The organism is Mycobacteroides sp. H001, assembly GCF_001440005.1.
GTDB classification, from domain to species: Bacteria; Actinomycetota; Actinomycetes; order Mycobacteriales; family Mycobacteriaceae; genus Mycobacterium; species Mycobacterium gwanakae.
Genome location: NZ_LJYH01000049.1, coordinates 1 through 19419, shown reverse-complemented (window position 1 = coordinate 19419; position 19419 = coordinate 1). Strand labels below are relative to the sequence as shown.

The following is a 19419-nucleotide window of genomic DNA, read 5'->3' as shown; positions in this document are numbered from 1 at the left end:
CGACGGACGGGTACACGCGCGAGGAGTTCACGGTCGCCACGCTAACAGCTGCGCGGTGACCGCCTACGAGTGCCGAGTCGATGGCGCCCAAGCAGCGCGAGGGGAGGCGGCCCTGCCCGGGCATCAGCATGCCTCGACGAACTCGCTCAATCGTGCGTTTCTCCCGTCGGTCCGCGAGTAACTTTCAGATTGGAGCTGCCGAGTCAACTGCCGATACGAGGTGGATGATGACGGACGTCGATTACTGCATCGTCGGTGCGGGGTTTGCCGGACTGGTGGCCGCACTGCGCCTGAAACGGGCGGGATGCTCGATCGCGCTGCTGGAGGCCCGTGACCGGGTCGGTGGACGCACATTCACCGAGGTCTTACCCGACGGGACGTGGGTCGACCGGGGCGGCGCCTGGATAGGCCCCGGCCAGGACCGAATCTACGCGTTGATGAACGAGTTCGGTGTCGCCGAGTACAAGCAGTACACCGGTGGTGACGCGATGATGATCGTCGACAGCACGACGCATCGCTATCACGGAACCATTCCGTGGAGCATGAGCCCATGGGCCATCGCGAACCTTGGTGCCGGCCTGCTCGAGGTCATCCAGATGTGCAAGTCGATTCCGCTGGAAACACCGTGGAACGCCAAGAGGGCCGCACAGTGGGATCGAATAAGTGTTGGGCACTGGCTTGGCACGCGCATCAGGTCCAGGAAAGCCCGAGAGATGCTCGAGATGGCGTTGGCAGGCACGTACACGTCGGCGGCGTCGGAGACATCGATGTTGTGGATGCTGACCCAGATGGCCTCGGGGGGCGGCCCAGTCTTCGTGATTTCAGCCAAAGACGGCTCACAGGATGCCCGGCCGGTGGGTGGGATGGGCGCGATCTACCGTCCAATCGCGAGCGAACTCGCTGAGACACTGCACCTTTCGCAGCCGGTACGAAGTATTGCGCAAGATGCCGACGGGGTGACGGTTCGTGCCGACCACCTGACGGTGCGGGCGCGGCGGGCCATCGTGGCCGTCCCGTTGGCGATCGCCGGGCAGATCTCCTATGAGCCGATGCTGAGCGCGGACCGCAGCCTGCTGCAGCAACGTATGCCTGGCGGCGCAGTCGTGAAAATCTCAGTGATCTATGACGAACCGTTCTGGCGCGGGGACGGGCTATGCGGACAGTCCGCCGCACCGGGCACTCCCGCGACATTGACGATCGACGCCTGCACCGACACCGGAACGCCCGGCATCATGTGTGTCATTACCGAAGGACCGGCCGCGCGTGCTCTTGGGCGCCTCGACGGGTCCGCACGCAGGGCGACGGTCATGAGGGAACTCGTCGACCGGTTCGGGCCCAAAGCCGCGTCACCGCAGGGCTATCACGAGCAGAACTGGACCACCGACAGGTATTCGGGCGGAGGAATGATCAGCCATGCGCCAACCGGGGTGATGACGGAGTTCGGCTCCGCGCTGCGTCAGCCGTGTGACCGCATCCACTGGGCCGGAACCGAGAGTTCCGCCGTCATGTTGGGGTGGGTCGACGGCGCCATCCGCTCAGGCGAGCGCGCCGCGGCCGAGGCGATGTCCGCGGAGGGCGTATCGCGCTAGCCGGGGCTACTCGTAAACTGCTGCCATGAAATGGTTCTCACGGAGGCGCAGCGAAGACCGCGAGCCCGTTCGGCTCAGCGCTGAAGCCGCTTCTGTGGTTGACCAGCTCGTTGATCACCATCACGATCGCGAGTGGCCCACGGCGATCGGCTGGCATCTGCCAGACGAAGAGCCGCCCTGGGAGGCGCTGCACGAGCTCCGGGGTACGGGTTACTGCGAGGTCGAGCGGGACGGCGACGAGGTCGAGGTGGATTTCACCGAACTCGGGCGCCGCACCTTCACGTGAGACTTTTGTGGCCGTCCACCTGGCCTATTCGACCCCCACGGTCACCTCGGTGGACTTGATGAAGACCGTGGCGGGCTGACCGACAGTCAGGCCGAGGTCGGCCACTGCGTCCTTGGTGATCGAAGAAGTGACGACCTGGTCGCCGCCGTCGAGCCGGATCTTCACGATGGCCATCACGGTTCCGACATTCACCTCGGTGATCGTTCCCGTCAGCTGATTACGTGTAGATAGGCGCATGGCATCTCCTTACGTTCGGTGTCTCGGTGTTTGAAGACCGTACACAGCGCCGTGGCGGTATCGGGTGCGCGCGGTGAAAAGCGCTCATAGCGTGACGATCTGACTCGGCAAACCTCTGGCACGGGAGAGCGCCACCCTTCAACACATACCCCCATGGGGTATGATCGGGAGTACCCGACGGACCCCCGTTGTGTGATATCGAGGTGGGATAGGAGAGTGCAGATGGCGCACACACTTGGTCAATGCGGCGTGGTCCGGCTCGCCGATGGCCGGGCGCTGCACTACATGCATGCCGGTGCCGGAGCCCCAACGGTGGTTTTCGAATCGGGCCTGGGAGCCTCGCGATCGGAGTGGGGGCTGGTCGCGCCGCTTGTCGCACAGCACTTCTCAACGGTGGTCTACGACCGCGCGAATCTGGGGCGCAGTGACCCCGATCCAGCGCCACGCACCCTGGAACGCCTTGCGGGCGATCTCGGCGAATTGTTGGCGGCACTCGACGGCGGCCCGGTCATTCTGGTGGGTCACAGCTACGGAGGGACCGTCGCGCTGGCCGCCACACTGCACGATCCGTCCCGCATCGCGGGTCTGGTGCTGGTCGATCACTCAGACGAGCACGTGAACATATGTTGCGGCTCCCCACTCAAACAGTTGCGCCGGATCGCGTTGGCAGGGCGTTGGTTCATTGGCGTGCTTCGCCACTTGCACGTACTGACGCTGGCAGTGCGCCGGGTCGCCCCGGGTATGCCAGCCGACGTGGTACGCGATCTGGTCGCCGAAGACTTGACGGTGGATGCCGAGGGTGCAGCCGACGCCGAGGAGCGGTACGTCATCGAGGGATTGCAGAGTCTGCGCCGCCGAGGTCACCATCTGGGCGGCGTGCCCGTGACCGTGATTTCGGGAACCAAGACCACGCTGTTCGATCGATCCATCCGTACCGAGTTCCTGAACGCCCACCGGCGCACCGCCGCACACCTGGGCGCCCGACATGTGCTGGCCAGGAAATCCGGGCACCTCGTGGTTTTCACGGAACCGCATCTAGTCGCCGACGAAATCCTGCGTATCGTGCATTCCGTATCCGCGTCTGCGCAACAAACCGGGGATCACTGAGAACCGCGAGCGTGAGATCAGCGAGATCGAGACCAGATTTCGCGATGGTCTCAGTTACGCAAAGGTCTTGGAGCCTGACCGCGATGCCCGGACGTGTATCGGCTGAGTGGCTCTAATGTTGGCGGTTATGGCAGGACTTGTCGGGTGCGTGAAGCGATGGCGCACAGTCCTTCACGTAACCGTGTCAGCATTGATGCTTCTCATTCTCGGACTTCCCATGGCGCCCGAAGTTCACGCGGCCGCGGCCACGGCGAGGCTGTCGGTGACATCGACGTGGCAAACGGGTTTCATCGCCAGCTTCACAATCACCAATTTGAGCACGGTGCCTCTCTCCGATTGGCGGCTTGAGTTCGATCTGCCAATCGGAGAGTCCATCCGGCACACCTGGAGCAGCACCGTGACGCAGTCCGGCACGCACTACGTTCTGAGCCCCGCGAATTGGAATCGCATCATCGCACCGGGAGCCTCAGCCACCGGCGGTCTGCGGGGCGTGCTGAGCGGTTCCTACACGCCACCGTTGAACTGTGTGCTCAACGGGCAAGTTCCCTGCAGCTAAAGGCTGCGGTGCGCAGAAACCAGCCAGGCCGGTAACTGGGCGCGTCCGTCGGAGCCAATCGTCACACCGCGATACTCGAAGCCCTCGGGCAACTGGCTGGGGACATTCACCCAGGCTCGTGCGCGCCGGATCTCGTCGATGACCAAGTGCCGCCCCACAATGCTGTGCAGCTGCTGTTCGGTGAACGGCCGGGGCCCGAATTCGGCATCTGGCGGAAAGGCCTCGGTTGCAAAAACAAGTGCAAAGAACTTGCCGCCGGGCCTGAGCGCTCGCGCCAGTGATCGCACATAACTTTCTCTGAGCTCATCGGGTAGGCAGTGAAATGCAAGGCCATCAATGACGGTATTGAAATAATTGTGATAGCCGGTATCTGCGGTCAGATCAGCTGTATTGAAAATAGCATCCAAGCCAAGCTGGGCGGCCGCTCTTTGCGCTTTGTCTATCGCGCTGCCAGATAGATCGAGACCCACGACTTGGTACCCATGACCGGCCAGCTTCAGCGAGGTCAACCCCACCCCGCATCCAGAATCGAGGATCGGGCTCTCAAATCGGCCTTGCCGGTGTAGAGCTGCTATTTCGGGTTGCATCTCGCCGATATTCCAACCCGGATCACCAGGCGCATAAACCGCTTCGCCCCTGTACAACTCGTCCCAGTCCACGGCATTCACATCAAATGTTGGCATATTGCCGATATTAGGTGCGATGCCGATGGACGGCAACAAATTGTTTTGCTCAAAGCGAGCATTTTTCAAAGGGTAAATTACTCTCCATTGCTGAATAGAGGCTACGCGAAAGTTGTCAATCTGCTGAAAACCGATAACAAATTGGAAACGTATTACGGTGTATTTACGGGACGGTTGAGAAAGATCGCGCGTGGGCGGAGAGGGCTCGACAACGCGCTGGAACCTCGGAGGCCGCTCCGGCGGGACGTGGCGGCGCTGCGGCTATTGGTGAGCGGAGGCGATGAGACGTTCCGCCAGTTGAGCACTCGCCGGCCCGAGTTGAGATTGTTCGGCCGATGCGAGGTAGATCTTCCACGTGATGGCGGGGCGAACGGCGAGTGCCCGCAAGTGTGCGAACTGTGCGGCCTCGCTGGCGGGCATGAAGATGGTGCCGAGCCCATGTTGGACCAGGCTCGCAGCGATCGAATACTCAAGGGCGACTTCATGCGGCGTGAACGCGGTGGCACCCGCGGCGGTGAAGGCGTCGTCGACCAAGCGTCGTAAGCCAAACTGGCTGGGAAAGCCGATGAGGTGTTCGTCGACAAGTTCGGTGATGCCGACGTGGCTGCGTTCGGCGAGCCGGTGATCGGGTCGGCAGACAAACATCATGGGCTCTGCGCAGAGGAGCCGCATCTGAACACCTGCCGGAAACCGATCGGGCGCTGAGACAAGGGCCAGGTCGAGGGTTCCGTCCGCGATGGCCGACAAGTATGCGCTCGAACCGGTTTGGCTCTGTCGCAAGCGGATTTGTACCAGCGGATAGTCGCGGTGGAACTGCCCCAGCACCTTGGGTACGTCGAGTGGCCCAAAGGAGATGAGTGCGCCGAGATCGACCCTCCCGGTGAGCGCGCCACGGAAATCGCCGACGGAGTCTTTGGCATGCCGGGCGGTCTGGATGACGCGAATGGCGTGCGTGCGGAACAGCTCTCCGGCTGGGGTCAAACGGATCTGTTGCCGCGTGCGGTCGAACAGTTCTACCCCGAGTTCCTTCTCCAACTTGCTCACCGACGTCGACAGCGCGGACTGGACAACATGGGCACGCTGGACCGCGCGGGAGAAGCTCATCTCACTGGCAACGGCGACAAAATGTTCCAACTGTCGAAGTTCCATATGCCACCTCATCTATTCAGTAGATGGAATCTATCAAAAGTATGCGTTGGACTAGATGGCTTGGGGGGACTGTGATGAGAGGGACGCGGACGAAAGGATGAGGATGCCTGCCATGGATAAGGCTTTGGAAGCTCCAGTGACGATGAAGGCGATCGTCGCGCAGCAAGGTGCCGAGGGCACCAGCCTGTCGTTGATGGACATGTCTTACCCGCATGCTGCGGAGAACGACGTCATCGTCCGGGTACATGCCGCCGGCTTCACTCCCGGTGAACTCGACTGGCCCGGAACCTGGGCCGACCGCTCGGGACGGGACCGGGCTCCTAGCATTCCGGGGCACGAAGTATCGGGTGTGGTGGTCGAATTGGGCTATGGAACAACGGGACTGACGGTGGGGCAACGAGTCTTTGGCATCACAGACTGGGCGCGGAACGGAACGCTGGCGGAGTACGTCGCGGTGGAAGCGCGTAATCTGGCGCCGCTCGCGGCTGATGTCGATCACGCGGTCGCGGCGGCTCTGCCCATCTCTGGCCTGACAGCCTGGCAGGCGTTGTTCGTGCATGCTCAGATCACCGCCGGCCAGCGCGTGCTGATACATGGTGCGGCAGGCGCAGTCGGCTCCGTCGCCGTGCAACTCGCGCACGAGGCCGGCTCGTATGTCATCGGCAGTGGACGCACAGGTCAACGCGAGCAGATTCTGGGACTCAACGCGGATGAGTTCGTTGACTTGGGTAGCGACGCGATCGAAGACATTGGCGCGGTCGACGTGGTGTTCGATGTCCTTGGCGGAGAGATCCTTGATCGCTCAGCGCAATTGCTGCGTGCCGGTGGCACGCTGATCACCATTGCCGAACCGCCACGGATCATTCCCCAGGGAGCGCGTGCGATCTTCTTTGTCGTCGAACCGGACCGTGCACAGTTGACTTTTCTGGAAGAGAGATTGCGCGACGGCAGAATACGCCAAGACATCGGGTGCATTCTTCCCCTCGAGAACGCGGTGAGCGCTTTCGACCCCGACCATAAGACTCCCGGCAAGACGATCATCCAGTTGCTCCCCGCCGCTCGAGGCGACAAATCGCGTCAATCCGAAAGGGGATGAGCCAATATGGTTCCGAAAGTTCTGCTTGCCGCCCTGGGCGGCGCCGTGATGCTCGTGCCTGTGGCCTGCGCCGGACGTTCGCCGCAAAATGTGGGCGAAAACCCGGTAGTCCGAGAAGTATTCGATCGGCCGACCAATGTGCCCGGAAAGTCGTTGATATCAGTGACCGTGAGCTATCCGCCGGGCACAAAAAGTATGGCTCACCGTCATGCGAAGTCAGCGTTCATCATGGCGTACGTGATCTCAGGTGCGATCCGCAGCCAAGTCGAGGGTCAGCCGTCCCGGGTGTATCACGCTGGGGAGACCTGGTACGAAGACCCCGGCGCGCACCACACGATCGGCGAAAACGCCAGCGCCACAGAACCTGCCGAGTTACTCGCAGTCTTCCTGGTCGATACCGGAGATGGACCGCTGACTACCGATGACGCCACCACGCAGTAGGAGAACTTGTGTACAAGCTTGATCGAGTCAACGTCGTCGGGATAGCCCTGCGTACTTCGCTCGCGACGGCCTTTCTGTCCGCAGTTGCCGACCGATTCGGGTGGTGGGCACCGCTCGGTCAGGGCAGCTGGGGGAGCATGGGTGCCTTCACCGCGTACACCCATCAGCTGATTCCGTTTGCCTCCGGATGGTTACTGTCCGTCATTGTGTGGGCTTCCACTGCCGCCGAAGTGATCCTGGCGGTCTTGCTTCTCATCGGATGGAGGCCCGCGCTTGTCGGTGCGGCAACATGCCTGTTGCTCATCATGTTTGGGACCAGCATGGCGGTATCTATCGGACTGGAGGCACCGTTCAGCTACAGCGTTTTCTCCGCGGCCAGCGCTGGCGCGGCGTACGCGATACTCGGCACAAGGTCGCCGTCACGCTAGCCAAAACGTCCCTCATGGCTGCGGGGGAGTAGCGCGGGCAAGACTGAGTATGCGTTCGGCGGACTGCGCGGCACGACCTACGAGGCCCGTGTCGCGCCTCGCTGCACCGGCGGCGAGGGTGCCTTCGACGAGCAGAGTCACCGCATCGGTTACCCATTCATCATCGATGCCTTCGGCATGGACTAGGTCGGCGATCAGGTTCCGCCTGGCGTCGGTATGTGAGCGGGTGACCGGTCGCACGAGGTGATCATCGGCGTGCATCTCCAGTCCCGCATTCAGGAATGCGCAACCGCGGAATCCGGGGATCGCGAAGGTTAGCGTCAGCACCGCGAACAGCGCCTCGACCGGACGCAGCCCACGTGAGATGTGATGATCGATAGCGGCTCGCAGGCCCGCGATTGTGGGCTCATCGCGAGCTTGCAGCGCTGCGGCCACAAGCTCGTCCTTTGATCGAAAGTGCTGGTAAAGGGTGCGTTTGGTGACACCGGCCTGTTTGGCAATGGCATCTACCCCAGTCACGTCGATGCCATTGAGGTAGGTCAGCTGCGCGGCGGCTTCTAACAGCCGCTCACGCGCTCCGGTGATTGTCACTTGCGTCACTCTATCAGCGGTATACCGATCTGTATACCTTGGGTATACTGACCGGTATGTATACCTCGCCTCGGATGGCCTACATATCAAAGGAGACAGTGGTGGACATCAGCCTCTCGACAGGAGTAGCCCCGCCGGATCGCGGGTGTCGAATAGCGCAGCGCGCGATGGGTGACTGGCCGTGATGCGGTCGTTGGTCTACGCCGCACCGGGGAAGGTGGAGTGGCACGAGGCGATCGAGCCGGTGCTGCAGGGAGATTACGAAGCGCTGGTTGTGCCGGTGGCGGCCAGCCGCTGTAACTTCGATATCGCACTGATTAGCGGGGGATTGCCGCTGCGGCCGCCTTTTCCCATCGGTCACGAGGCGGTTGTGCGAGTGGTGTCAATCGGTGACAGCGTGACTTCGGTGCGCCCCGGGGACATCGCGGTTGTGGTGTGGCACATCGCCTGTGGCGTTTGTGATCGCTGCCTGCGTGGTGTGACTGGGCATTGCCGTGAAGTACCGCCCGGATCTGGGTACGGCGTGGGCGGCCCGTGGGGCGGTCTGTTCGATGACCTCGTCCGTGTCCCGTTCGCCGATGCCATGTTGACCCCGGTGCCGGCTGGCGTGGAGCCCCGCGAGTTCAGTGCTGCGGGTGACGGTTTGGGCCTTGGCCATGCCATTGTCTCCAGGAACACGCACCTGCAACCCGAACGGGTAGCGGTTTTCGGCGGCGGTGAGCACGGGTTGTATCAGGTCGCCTTCGCTGTTGCCCTCGGTATGCCCTATGTCGCCTACGCTGACCCAGACCCTGAGCGCCGATCCATTGCCGGCAATCTAGGGGCACACGCCGTCGCAGCCTCACCGGACCAGCTTGATGGCACTTTTGGGCTGATTATCGCTGTCGGTGCGAATGCGGATTGGTTGTACGGCACGATCGGCATGCTTGAACCCGAGGGCGTGATCGAGTGTGTTGGTGGACATTTCGCCGATATGCGCTTGCCCGGATTTCTGTCCTACTTGAACGGCGCCACCGTGCGTTTCGGTCTCGGCAACAACGGTCCGCACGTCCGGCCAACTATCGACGTCGTGTCCCAAGGGCTCATTCGACCATCAACTATTTGGGCAGCCGAAATCGACTGGGAAGACCTACCCGAGGCCTACACCGCAGAACCCCGCAAGCTCGTGGCGCTGCGAAATCAAACAACCGCCTAGATCTGTAAAGGATTTCATCATGACACTCAACATGACGCTCAACGACATCGCACGCCTGGACTTCACCGAACTTGGCGTTCTCTACCAAAACGGAACCGTGCCCGCAGATCTTCATGTGCTCGGGGAAAAGCCCGACGGACGCCAGCTCGCAATGCGAGGGCGCGACCACGGCATCAGCGCGAAAATAGTGCGGTACTTCGCCGACCCGAGTCGTGCGGTATGGATCGGCAAGAGGCTGTCTGTCATCGATAACGGATTGAGCGGAAAGGGGTCAAACCGCATGAGATTCGGCCGTGATGTCTTCCCGTACATAGTCAGAATCGACGCCTCCATCCTCGACGGCCACGACGCCATCGTCTTTGACTACAACCACGCGGGCAACAACGCGATCGGGCGACGTCTTTACAACGAGATCCGCCAGGTCGCACCCGGAATCTTCGTAGGCGCAATCACGTGGAAGACCCGCAGAAACACGCGCACACACCTGGGGTGGTTCGGGCTGACCGCCGATCTCGGCAGCCTGCATTCCATCGACACGGACTAGCCTGTCGTCGCCGGGTGTACCGCGAGACCCGTGAACACCGAAAAGAGATCCTGGTAGCGAGCTCCCATGGCCCGGACGAGTAGATCGAGCACCTTGGCATCGGGTCCGACGAGCACGCGGGGCTTCTTCTTACGCACGGCGGTAAGGATGATGCGGGCGGCGGCCTCTGGGCAGGTGATCGCCAGATACTTGTCGAACACGGCGGCCGCCGCCTGCACATCGATACCCTCGGCGACGGTGGCATTGCGGGCGATGGCAGTCTTGATGCCGCCCGGGTGCACGCAGGTGACGGCGACCGGTTTCTTGCCGATGATCATTTCCTGGCGCAGTGATTCGGTGAAGCCGCGCACCGCGAACTTCGCGGCGTTGTAGGCACTCTGGCCAGGCAGGGATAACAAGCCGAACAGGCTGGAGACGTTGATGACGTGGCCGTCGCCGGAGGCGATCAGGTGGGGCAGGAATGCCTTGGTGCCGTTGACGACACCCCAGAAGTCGACATCGAAGATGCGCTCCATGTCTTTGAATGGGCTCACCCCGACGTCACCGGCATAGGCGATGCCGGCATTGTTGAATATCTGGTTGACCTTGCCGAACTGCCTTGTGACGGAGTCGGCGTAGAGCAGGAAAGCCTCGCGCTCAACGACATTGAGGAGGTCGGCGCGTACCTCGGCCCCGAGGGCTTGCATCTGTCGTTCGGTCTCGGAGAGTCCCTCGATGTCCACATCACTGATGGCAACTTTGGCGCCCGAGCGGGCCAGCTCGATCGCCAGAGCGCGCCCGATGCCCGAGCCTGCGCCGGTCACCACTGCCACCTTGCCGCTATAGCCTTCCATTCCTGCCTCCTGATGTAGGTCTGGTCTCTAGTGCTGCAACTTTCTGGCTATCTCACGGGCTTTGGCCCTGCGGAGATAAGCGAAATGCGCTTTGACCGCGGGGATGCCGAGATTGGGGTTCACGACATACGCGCACATGCTGATGTTGCGGCTGAGGTTCAGAAGACGTTTGAAGACGAGTAGCCGGGCCTTTCGGGCGATGCCGTCCTGCGCTCCGTGCTCCCTGTAGTACGTCGTCTCGTCGCCACCGAAGCTGTCGGCTGGCGCGGCGGTGTAGTAGAACAGCGCCAGCGATTGCCGCCATGAGCCTTCGGCGACGGGGTGGGGGAATCCGTGCACCGACTGGTCATCGGTGCGAAAGATGAGGGCCCTGCCCCAGACGGGAACGACCGTCTGAACGGCCCGGCCCTCCGCGTCGTAGAGCGACAGGCAACCTCCGTTATCGAGCGACCAGCTGTCATTCAAGTAGACGACAACGTTGATGCGGCGGTAGAGATTTAGCGCGCGAAGATAGTGGAAGTCGGTGTGGGGAGTCAGGACACCGCCCGCGCCGCTGAGGTGAATACCGCCCCCGAACAGATAGGGATCGGGGAGCAACTGCCCGATGCCGGTGATCTTTTCGAGCACGCTCAGGAAGCGGGGTTCGTTGAGTTCTCTGATGACAGTTTTGAATGGTTCCGGGATGAGGTCGATTTCGGCGCAGAATCGTTTGTTGCGAATGTATCCGTCTTCCCATTTGTTCCACCAGGGCCAATCGATGCTGGGGAAGTCGGCGGCAGTCTCGGAGGGCAGGCGGAGGAAATCGTCGACCACCAGATGCGGAAATGGTTGAGCGGTATGGAATTTTTGGTCAAGATCTGACGCGTTTCGTTCGAGTTCTTCGACTCTGACAACGGTATGTGCGTCGCGGAGTGTGCCATCGTTGCCCGCATAGCTTTCGAAGGATTCTGTTGACTCGCTGGAAAGTTCACTATGGATCTGCATCAGATATCTGCTCCTCGCACTAGAGCATGCGGAGCCCAGACAGCCGTCCGCATTCATTGGGTCTGCACGATGCAACAGTGGGGTAGCGCAGCGCCATGGTTTCGGCTCCAACCAAATCGATGTTCTGTGGTTGAGGGTTGCCGTCCGGGAGGGCAGAGACGTACAGCGAAAAAGCTCGATGTTGACGTCGACTCTGAGTCCCGGACGGGATACCGGGGACAGTCGACGGGAGTATCTTCAGGCTTATGCGATACGCACGAGCGCTCCGAAGCTCCCGGCTTCGCGCTGTGGTGACACTGGCGGCGGTGGGTGCTCTTGCCGTAAGCGCGGTTGCCTGTGGCCGGGGGGACACTCGAACAGCAAGCCCTGCCGGTAGTCCGGACCAACTGGCACTGGCAACGCTGGACCATATCGTGCAGGGTGACAATGCAGCTGCCACCGCCCATTTCGACCAAACCATGGCGGACATGTTGTCGGCTCCGGCTCTTGGGCAAGCATGGATTACCTACCAGGAGCTGCTGGGCGCATACCAGTCACACGGTGATCCCGACGACGTCCAGCGCGGCGAGCTGACCGTGGTCAACATACCTCTTCAGATGGAGCGTGCACCCGGCCAGTTCCGGCTGACCGTTCACCCGGACGGATCCGTCGCGGGTCTGTACTTCCTCAAGGACGGCGTCCCCGTACCCTGAGTTCGCTTGTCGAGCACCGGTAGCCGGGGCCAGTCGCCACTCTGGCGCATGCTGTTAACCTGGCGGAATGGCGTCCGCTCGGGCTTTGGGATGTATCGGAGCACTGGCAGCCAGTGGCTTGTCATTGGCGCCGCCTGCCGTCGCTGAACCGCAATTGCCGGATCTGGATCGGTACACCGCGGTGAATACGTCCGACTACACGGTCGCGATCCCGACCAGCGGATACAACGGTGCCGTGAGCAGCGTGCAGTTCAGCACTCCCGCCGGCCAGAACTGCAGTGTGGTGATCAACGTTCGAGGAATGTGGGACATCGCGACGTGCACCGGGCCGATTCCGGGGAGTAGCTATAGCAGCGTGACCGCGAGCTACATGGAAGCCGGTAAGTTCGGCAATTCTCCGCCCGGTCCTGGGCAGGCGAAACTGTTGCAGGCTGGTAGCAAGGTCGTGTTCACCCGCGGGGTGTGGACCGGTACGTGCGCGGTTGACCAGGCGATGACCGCCTGTGTTGTCGACACCGTCCCGGGACCTGGCGAGTCAACCTCAAGGGCCCCACACGGTTTCGTGCTGGGCCCAGACGACAGCTCGACATTCTAGAAACGTTGGGTAGCGAGCAGCGCAGTCCGAACCCACGGCGGTGTGCGATTGATGTCTACGGCTTAGCCTGGCCATCAACGCTAAATGATCGGGTGAGCGGTTCCAGCAAGTTGGCCATTCGAGTCGCAAGTTCGTCAGCGGAAACATCGAATTTTCCTTGGCAATAAGCAAAAGTCAGATCTAAGCCACCCGCGACGATTATCCGCAGTGCCAGCTCCGCATCGAGGGGGTCGACAGCCTGGTCCTGGAACAGAATCGAATGATTGGCGAGATATAGATCAAGGATCTTGCGCCCGACGTGCGCACGAGCGCGCGCCGCTTCACCGTCGTCGGCCTCACGCCCGAGAACGTGACGAAGGCCTGGGTGTGCGGCGTCCAGTTCTGGAGCCACACTCAGCGCGGCTCGTAGTCGGCTGGTGAGGTCGGTGGCGAGGGCGACTTTAGTCAGCACGGCACTGATGTATTCGTCGGCGAATGCGTCGTAGACGCCTCCGAGCAGTTTGTCTCTGTCGGGAAAGCTCTCATAGAAATAGCGTTCGGACAGCTGTGCCTGGCGGCATACGGCGGTGACGGTGATCTGGGCGAGTCCTCCCGATTCCAGCAACTCGCGGGTAGCGGCCAGCAGACGCATCCGGCGATCTGCGCGCCGCTGATCGGCACTCATTCCGCCGTAGGTCCGCTGCGCCGCCACGTGTCGATGTTAGTAGAACGACACGGAAGGAGTATCTGACAAGACTCTTGCCAGAATCGCTTGAGGCGTGCACTATGGCTAGCCGGACCAAAAACAAGGGGAGCTATCGCCATGACTGCCGCACGTGCTGAACGCGACACCATCGACAGCGGCGAGGAAACTTCGATGATTGTCGACTCCAGGTTTATCCCTTTGGCCATCAAGTTCTTTCGGTTGTTCAGGTCCCGTCGTGCAGGTGGCGGTGCTCTCGCGGTCTTTTTGCGCGGCAGGCCCGTGCTGGATATCTGGGCGGGCGACATCGGGCCCGGCAACCCGTGGCGTCGCGACACGATGGCGATGTCGTACTCGACCGGCAAGGGAGTGGCGGCCACAGTCATCCACCGCCTGGCTGACCGCGGACTGATCGACTACGAGCAGCCAGTTGCGGACTACTGGCCCGAGTTTGGTTCTGCCGGGAAAGGGTCGATCACTGTCCGGGAGCTGCTGAATCACCGCGCTGGACTGCACCGCGAACGTGGACTTGTGCCAGGGAATGGATTCTTTGACCACGACACCGTGGCCGCGGCGCTCGCAGCGAGCTCTCCAGATCCGCGCCGGCTGCGCCTGCAGGGATATCACACGGTGTCGTTCGGGACTCTTGTCGCAGAGCTGGCACAACGTGTCACGAACATGCCTTTCCCCGAAATTGTGCAGACCGAGCTCAGCGAGCCTCTCGGCGAGGCTGATTTCTGGTTCCGAGTCCCGCGTGAGGAGCGTGCTCGGATTGCCCCGCTGTTCCCGGCGGTTCGCGTTGCCGGGTTCGACTATGAGAACTTCGCGGCGGCAGCTGGACGGTACCGACGCGGCAGCGCGCTGGTTGAGAGCATTCCCGCTGGACTGGTCGGGTCGCAGAATCACCCTTCGGTCCACGACGCTGTCCAACCGGGCTGGAACGGGGTGTTCACAGCTCGTGCTCTCGCCAAGATGTATGGCGCGCTTGCCAACGCCGGTGAAGTCGAAGGCATTGGGTACCTCAGGCCAGGGACCGTTGAGCACATCGCGGAGATGCGTCCCAACAGCCGCTATGACTACGTGCTCGGTGTCTCGCCGCACCACTGGCTGGGCTACCACCGCGCGCTACTGCGGGGCGGGCCGACCTCCAGCGGGTTTGGGCATTACGGCACCGGCGGCTCAGGTGGCATGGCGTTTCCTGCGTCGGGTTTGTCAATAGCGTTCGTGACCAACCATCTCGGCAGTCGTCTCACCGCCGTTGGCGACCTTCGGCTGCCGACGTTCGCTTCGATAGCCTGCCGGCTTCTCTAACTAAAACAATCAATTTCATCGAAATGCTTTGTAGCAGTATAAATTCCAGCAAGAGAAAGGTGCGCTGTGGCTGCGAGTCCGCTAGGTCGGGTCAGTGGTAGGCGTTGGTCGCCCGCCGAGATAGCGCTCATAACAGCCGACACGCTCACCGAGCATGAGATTGCTGCCCAAACCGGTCGATCCAGTCGCGCGGTGGCGGCTCAGCGTCGACGTCTTGCCCAAAAGCGCCGGATGCGACTGGGGCTTTATCCTTTCCGCCGCCGCCCCCGAGAGACGACGATGACCCCGTTCTCGGTGCTGCAGCACCTTCCACTGCCTACTGGTCCGGCAGAACGTCCCGACTGTACGCCTGGGGCAAATCCGCTAAGGAGCTGACAAGGGCAGCGGAACATAAAGGCGATCGGGCGATCGAGGTCGCCGTTGAGATCAACCGTCGTACAACCGCATCTAGGGGAGCGGCCTGCCCTCATGTTCACCGGCTCTTGCCAAATGGTCACTTCACGACGTGCCGCGTTCCTTCACAGCTTCCCTGCGGGAGAGTTCGTAGGGTTGATGCGAGAAGCCGGGTGCTACCGTCCGGAAGGGGCGGCGTTTCTAGCCATGGTGCTGATAAGTCTCGGTCGGTTGCGTTCATTGCGGCCTCGACAGGGCATCCATTAGGAGATTGTCGATCGGTCCACCGCGGTAAGGCCGCTCACCCTCGTCTACGCCCGGCTCGTTGATCTAGTGCAGCGGCCCATCGATCACGAAGTAGGCGCTGTTAGTCAGCCGAACGGGATCACGCCGATAACCGAGAGCAGTTCGAGCTTCTCGTAGCTTTCGCTCCCTGGCACTGCCGTATAGACCAAGAGCGAGTGCGACTCGTACGGGTCCATCAGGATCTGGCAGTGGAGTTCCAGAAGCCCGACCTCCGGGTGCTGGTAGCGCTTGATCTCTCGTGGCGTGACGCCGATCTCGTGCTGCTTCCACAGGCTGCGGAACTCCGTGCTCTCGGCCATGAGTAACTCCACAAACCGGGCCGCCTTCGACTCGGAGCCCCGGAGAGTGAGTACACCTCTGAGCCCCGAAACGTACATGCGAGAGTAAAACTCGTGATCCTCGCGTAGATAAAGGTCACGTGCAGCCGGGTCGGTGAACCACCGGTACCCACTGCTTCGCGACGCCCCGCTGTGCCTGGACAGATCGCCCAGGAGCGCGACGCTGAGTGGCGTCTGGCGCAGGGTCTCACCGAGCTCAGTAACGATCTCAGCAGGGGTGTCAGTGAGCCTATCGAAGATACGCAGGATGCCGGGACTGACGTGCTCGTTGCACGAGTTGCGAACTGGCGGTTGGTGTCCGGCAAGCCGGAACAGGTGGTCGCGCTCGTCCCGAGAGAGATGTAGCCCCTGAGCTATCGATGCGATCATCTGTTCTGAGGGCTGCGGTCCACGTTCTTGCTCCAGGCGCGAGTAGTAGTCCGTCGACATATGACACAACGCCGCGACCTCCTCCCGGCGCAAGCCAGTCGTTCGGCGGCGCTGCCCACGCGGGAGTCCGACGTCCTCCGGCTGCAGCGCGTTGCGGCGGTGTACGAGAAATTCCGCCAGACCTACTCGATCAATCACACGGCCATCTTCGCCCATGCCGAATTGCTCAGCCAGGGATCGACAGACCATGGATAACCTTGCGCATGTCGGCAACCCTGGCTATCAAGCACCGCATCGGTGCGTCAACGCAGGCCGATCATAGGGGCGAACATATGACACGCACGAAGTACGACATCAAGATTCCTGACTTATCCGGCAAGCGAGCAGTGGTGACTGGGGCGAGCGACGGTATCGGGTTCGGGATCGCCTCGGCGCTGGCTGGCGCTGGCGCCGAAGTGATCATGCCGGTACGAAATCCCCGCAAAGGGGAGGCGGCAGTCGCCGCCATCCGTGATCAACATTGGCATGCGAAGCTGTCGCTGGAGACATTGGATTTGTCCTCACTGTCCTCGGTGGTGGCGTTCGGGGACAGGATGCGCGCGGACGGGGCGCCGATCCACCTGCTCATCAACAACGCAGGCGTCATGACACCACCGGATCGGCAAACCACCGCCGATGGGTTCGAGATCCAGTTCGGTACGAACCATCTGGGCCACGTCGCGCTCACCGCTCATCTTCTTCCATTGTTGAAGGCGGGACACGCCCACGTGACGTCGCAGACGAGCGTCGCAGCGCGCAGCGGCGCGATCAACTGGGATGACTTGAACTGGGAGCGCAGCTATGACGGCATGCGCGCCTATCGTCAATCCAAGATCGCGTTCGGCCTGTTCGGGCTTGAACTAAGCCGACGCAGCCACGCCGGAGGGTGGGGCATCACCAGCAATATCTCGCATCCAGGTGTCGCCCCAACCAGCCTGTTGGCTGCGCGCCCGGAGATTGACAGGCCCGACGACGCCGCCGGCGTGCGAATTATCCGCTGGCTATCAGAGCGAGGGCTCGTGGTCGGGACAGTGGAAAGCGCCAAACTGCCGGCGCTTTTGGCGGCCACGTCGCTTCAGGCCCAAAACGGTGGGTTCTACGGCCCGCAGTGGCCAGGTAATGTCGGCGGACCAGCAGGCGCGCAGAAACTTTGGAAGCCGCTGCGCGACAACGAGAGTGCATCACGGATCTGGACAGTGTCTGAGGAACTCACCGGACTCACATTCACCTGAGACTGAGCACCGGGATATGTACGAAGGTAGGTCGACGGCTCGACGTATCGGTTCACCAGGCCCGTCGTAGGTGTGAGTGCTGCCGTCTAACAACCTTTCGCATACGGCTCGTCAGCTGCTGCAATATGTCGATGGGCGGTATGGGGGTATTCGTCGTCGGGTAGCGCCACGGCGTGGTGTTGTTCGGACCAGTCGGTCAGGTCTGCTTCCACGATGAGGACGCGGGTGTTGCCGGTGGGTATGTCGTCGTGTTTGAGCATGGTTCGGCCTCTCCTGTGTCGGGAGGATGACAACAATGCGGTCGTGGGTGACGATTGCAGGGCTTCAAGTTTGTGGTGGCGGGGCCGCCCCAGCCATGGGAAGTGTTGCCTAGGTTAGGCGTTGGCGCGCTTGATGCATCGGCGCCGAGGGTGTGGTCCAGATGGCGGGCGGCCGACCGCCGCGGTTGTGATGCCACCACCTCGCTTTCACGTGTCAGTCAATACGGTCGTCGGGTTTCAAGGGTGCTTCAGCTGGCGCGGAGGGCTGCGTTGTGTCGGGTCGATCCGCTGAACCGGTTCGCTGTGCGCGGCCTGTCGATGAGGGTAAGACCGACCAGCACGCCGGGGCCCACACAGGGCACACCCAACCGCTGGTGGCGCCGGCCACTGGCTGACAGGGGCGGGCGCAGCGGACGCGAAGATGGCATCGATTTCGTCGATTAGCGCCAGCACCACCGGCGGGTCGTCCACGGTCAGGGACGTGGCCAGGGTGTATGGCTCGATGGAACTTGGCGCTGCCATCGTGGTGCACTGCGTCATCGCTATCTCCTTCCGTTGTCAGCGTCGGACCGACCAATGAGGATCCCAGAGCGCCCCGGGCGCCGCCGTTGGCGGGGGAGTGACCGGGCAAGCGAAGCGAGCTGCCCGGTCACCCCGGGACACCCTTCAGGGTGACCGCTCCCAGATCAGGCGCTGACCGGTTCTTTGGCGGCAGCGTTGCCGTGCACCCGCTCACCGTCCTCGGTGATCACCGTGTTGTCATCGATCGCCCTGGCGGATTCGCGCCGGTCGACGGTGATCTTGCGGGGCTTGGCCTTCTCTGCCACAGGGATTACCAGCCGTAGTACCCCGTCACGGTAGTCGGCGGTGATCCGGCCGGTGTCCAGGTTGTTGCCCAGCACAAGCTGGCGAGAAAACACGCCACGGGGCCGCTCGGCGGCGAGCATTTCACGGGACGAATCCACTGGAGCGCGGTTGGCGCGCACCGTGACGACATTGTTCTCGATATCCAGATCCAGCGAATCTGCCGCGATGCCCGGCAAGTCGAACTCCACGTGGAACTCGTCCCCGTCGCGCCACGCATCCATCAGCATCGTCGTTGGCCGGGCCGCCGTGCCCGGCACCTGCTGGGCGAGACGGTCCAACTCCCGGAATGGGTCTGTACGCAGCAGCATGGTAGCCACCTCCATCTGTCCTTTCTCCTGTGCCATCTCTGCGTTCCCAACTAGCTTATCTATGCCAGTTGGTATAGATTCTATTTAGCACTCACCAACGTTGAGTGCAAGTAGGGAAACGGGAAAAATTTGAACGTGATCGACGACGGTGCGTCCCCGCTGGGCTCAACCCCCGGCTATGGGCTTCCCGCGCCGACCCGAGGGGTATATGGGATCACGGTGGCTGCCGAATTATCTGGGGCGCCAACACAATCGCTGCGGTTGTGGGAACGCCACGGCCTGCTTGCCCCGGCGCGGACCGATGGAGG

The 19419-nt window shown here is 62.0% G+C and carries 24 protein-coding genes; 14 read left to right on the top strand and 10 right to left on the bottom strand.

Translation table 11 applies throughout. The annotated features are described in order from the left end of the window. Positions 1-227: 227 nt before the first annotated feature. Together AOT83_RS24750 and AOT83_RS24745 are read left to right on the top strand one after the other, a co-directional pair. Positions 228-1589 carry an FAD-dependent oxidoreductase gene (locus AOT83_RS24750; protein ID WP_057966475.1) on the top strand — a complete coding sequence of 454 codons (1362 nt, stop codon included), beginning with the start codon at positions 228-230 and terminating at the stop codon, positions 1587-1589. A gap of 94 nt (positions 1590-1683) precedes the next feature. After that, positions 1684-1875, top strand: coding sequence for a hypothetical protein (locus AOT83_RS24745; RefSeq protein WP_057966464.1), 192 nt, complete (start codon positions 1684-1686; stop codon positions 1873-1875). Positions 1876-1899: 24 nt separating this feature from the next. On the opposite strand, the gene AOT83_RS24740 is transcribed toward AOT83_RS24745, so the two are convergent. Beyond that, the gene (locus tag AOT83_RS24740) at positions 1900-2112 is read right to left on the bottom strand and encodes a TOBE domain-containing protein (protein ID WP_057966465.1); all 213 of its coding nucleotides are present in this window, start codon (positions 2110-2112) and stop codon (positions 1900-1902) included. Positions 2113-2334: 222 nt separating this feature from the next. Between AOT83_RS24740 and AOT83_RS24735 the strand changes: the two genes are divergently transcribed. Together AOT83_RS24735 and AOT83_RS24730 are read left to right on the top strand one after the other, a co-directional pair. Beyond that, positions 2335-3219 (top strand): alpha/beta hydrolase, encoded by an 885-nt coding sequence (locus AOT83_RS24735; RefSeq protein ID WP_057966466.1) that lies wholly within the window; start codon positions 2335-2337, stop codon positions 3217-3219. Positions 3220-3346: 127 nt separating this feature from the next. Continuing rightward, the gene (locus AOT83_RS24730; protein WP_030097813.1) at positions 3347-3775 is read left to right on the top strand and encodes a cellulose-binding domain-containing protein; all 429 of its coding nucleotides are present in this window, start codon (positions 3347-3349) and stop codon (positions 3773-3775) included. On the opposite strand, the gene AOT83_RS24725 is transcribed toward AOT83_RS24730, so the two are convergent. Continuing rightward, entirely contained in the window at positions 3772-4458 is a 687-nt protein-coding gene (locus AOT83_RS24725) for a class I SAM-dependent methyltransferase (protein ID WP_057966476.1), read from the bottom strand. The two genes, AOT83_RS24730 and AOT83_RS24725, sit on opposite strands and share 4 nt — an antisense overlap. Before the next feature lie 261 nt (positions 4459-4719). Further along, complete coding sequence (locus AOT83_RS24720) at positions 4720-5607, bottom strand: LysR substrate-binding domain-containing protein (protein WP_030097811.1); 888 nt, start codon at positions 5605-5607, stop codon at positions 4720-4722. Positions 5608-5749: 142 nt separating this feature from the next. On the opposite strand from AOT83_RS24720, the gene AOT83_RS24715 reads away from it, so the two are divergent. From AOT83_RS24715 to AOT83_RS24705, 3 genes are read left to right on the top strand one after another with little or no spacing between them, the layout of a single operon-like run. Then, complete coding sequence (locus AOT83_RS24715) at positions 5750-6703, top strand: NADP-dependent oxidoreductase (RefSeq protein WP_030097810.1); 954 nt, start codon at positions 5750-5752, stop codon at positions 6701-6703. A 6-nt stretch (positions 6704-6709) separates the two neighbouring features. Further along, entirely contained in the window at positions 6710-7144 is a 435-nt protein-coding gene (locus AOT83_RS24710; RefSeq protein ID WP_057966467.1) for a cupin domain-containing protein, read from the top strand. 8 nt (positions 7145-7152) lie between these two features. Continuing rightward, positions 7153-7572, top strand: a complete 420-nt coding sequence (locus tag AOT83_RS24705; RefSeq protein ID WP_057966468.1) for a hypothetical protein — start codon at positions 7153-7155, stop codon at positions 7570-7572. 12 nt (positions 7573-7584) lie between these two features. On the opposite strand, the gene AOT83_RS24700 is transcribed toward AOT83_RS24705, so the two are convergent. Further along, entirely contained in the window at positions 7585-8163 is a 579-nt protein-coding gene (locus AOT83_RS24700; protein ID WP_057966469.1) for a TetR/AcrR family transcriptional regulator, read from the bottom strand. A gap of 184 nt (positions 8164-8347) precedes the next feature. Here AOT83_RS24700 and AOT83_RS24695 point away from each other — a divergent pair, with 184 nt between their 5' ends. After that, entirely contained in the window at positions 8348-9358 is a 1011-nt protein-coding gene (locus AOT83_RS24695; protein WP_057966470.1) for an alcohol dehydrogenase catalytic domain-containing protein, read from the top strand. 19 nt (positions 9359-9377) lie between these two features. Further along, on the top strand, positions 9378-9902 hold the full coding sequence (locus tag AOT83_RS24690) for a hypothetical protein (RefSeq protein ID WP_057966471.1): 525 nt from the start codon (positions 9378-9380) through the stop codon (positions 9900-9902). On the opposite strand, the gene AOT83_RS24685 is transcribed toward AOT83_RS24690, so the two are convergent. Beyond that, on the bottom strand, positions 9899-10735 hold the full coding sequence (locus AOT83_RS24685; RefSeq protein ID WP_057966472.1) for an SDR family NAD(P)-dependent oxidoreductase: 837 nt from the start codon (positions 10733-10735) through the stop codon (positions 9899-9901). The two genes, AOT83_RS24690 and AOT83_RS24685, sit on opposite strands and share 4 nt — an antisense overlap. Positions 10736-10762: 27 nt before the next feature. After that, positions 10763-11719, bottom strand: a complete 957-nt coding sequence (locus tag AOT83_RS24680; protein WP_057966473.1) for a 2OG-Fe(II) oxygenase — start codon at positions 11717-11719, stop codon at positions 10763-10765. Positions 11720-11964: 245 nt separating this feature from the next. Here AOT83_RS24680 and AOT83_RS27140 point away from each other — a divergent pair, with 245 nt between their 5' ends. Together AOT83_RS27140 and AOT83_RS24670 are read left to right on the top strand one after the other, a co-directional pair. Then, complete coding sequence (locus AOT83_RS27140; protein WP_078313476.1) at positions 11965-12411, top strand: DUF3887 domain-containing protein; 447 nt, start codon at positions 11965-11967, stop codon at positions 12409-12411. Positions 12412-12478: 67 nt separating this feature from the next. Further along, positions 12479-13006: a hypothetical protein gene (locus AOT83_RS24670; RefSeq protein ID WP_030097804.1), complete on the top strand. Its 528-nt coding sequence runs from the start codon at positions 12479-12481 to the stop codon at positions 13004-13006. Positions 13007-13061: 55 nt separating this feature from the next. Here the strand turns inward: AOT83_RS24670 and AOT83_RS24665 are convergent, their stop codons facing one another. Then, positions 13062-13697 (bottom strand): TetR family transcriptional regulator, encoded by a 636-nt coding sequence (locus AOT83_RS24665; protein ID WP_052399615.1) that lies wholly within the window; start codon positions 13695-13697, stop codon positions 13062-13064. Between the two features lie 111 nt (positions 13698-13808). Between AOT83_RS24665 and AOT83_RS24660 the strand changes: the two genes are divergently transcribed. After that, the gene (locus AOT83_RS24660) at positions 13809-14999 is read left to right on the top strand and encodes a serine hydrolase domain-containing protein (RefSeq protein ID WP_057966474.1); all 1191 of its coding nucleotides are present in this window, start codon (positions 13809-13811) and stop codon (positions 14997-14999) included. A gap of 764 nt (positions 15000-15763) precedes the next feature. Here AOT83_RS24660 and AOT83_RS24655 read toward each other — a convergent pair. Continuing rightward, the gene (locus AOT83_RS24655) at positions 15764-16621 is read right to left on the bottom strand and encodes a helix-turn-helix transcriptional regulator (protein WP_109394794.1); all 858 of its coding nucleotides are present in this window, start codon (positions 16619-16621) and stop codon (positions 15764-15766) included. 116 nt (positions 16622-16737) lie between these two features. On the opposite strand from AOT83_RS24655, the gene AOT83_RS24650 reads away from it, so the two are divergent. Next, on the top strand, positions 16738-17676 hold the full coding sequence (locus tag AOT83_RS24650; protein WP_057966478.1) for an SDR family oxidoreductase: 939 nt from the start codon (positions 16738-16740) through the stop codon (positions 17674-17676). Between the two features lie 86 nt (positions 17677-17762). Here AOT83_RS24650 and AOT83_RS27970 read toward each other — a convergent pair whose 3' ends face one another. Both AOT83_RS27970 and AOT83_RS24645 read right to left on the bottom strand, forming a co-directional pair. Further along, a complete protein-coding gene (locus AOT83_RS27970) occupies positions 17763-17936 on the bottom strand; it encodes a hypothetical protein (RefSeq protein ID WP_157858393.1) in 174 nt (57 codons plus the stop codon). A gap of 686 nt (positions 17937-18622) precedes the next feature. Further along, positions 18623-19111 carry an Hsp20 family protein gene (locus tag AOT83_RS24645; protein ID WP_078313492.1) on the bottom strand — a complete coding sequence of 163 codons (489 nt, stop codon included), beginning with the start codon at positions 19109-19111 and terminating at the stop codon, positions 18623-18625. A 159-nt stretch (positions 19112-19270) separates the two neighbouring features. Here AOT83_RS24645 and AOT83_RS27525 point away from each other — a divergent pair. Then, positions 19271-19419: MerR family DNA-binding transcriptional regulator (locus AOT83_RS27525; protein ID WP_131726956.1), on the top strand; the 149-nt coding region annotated here is incomplete at its 3' end.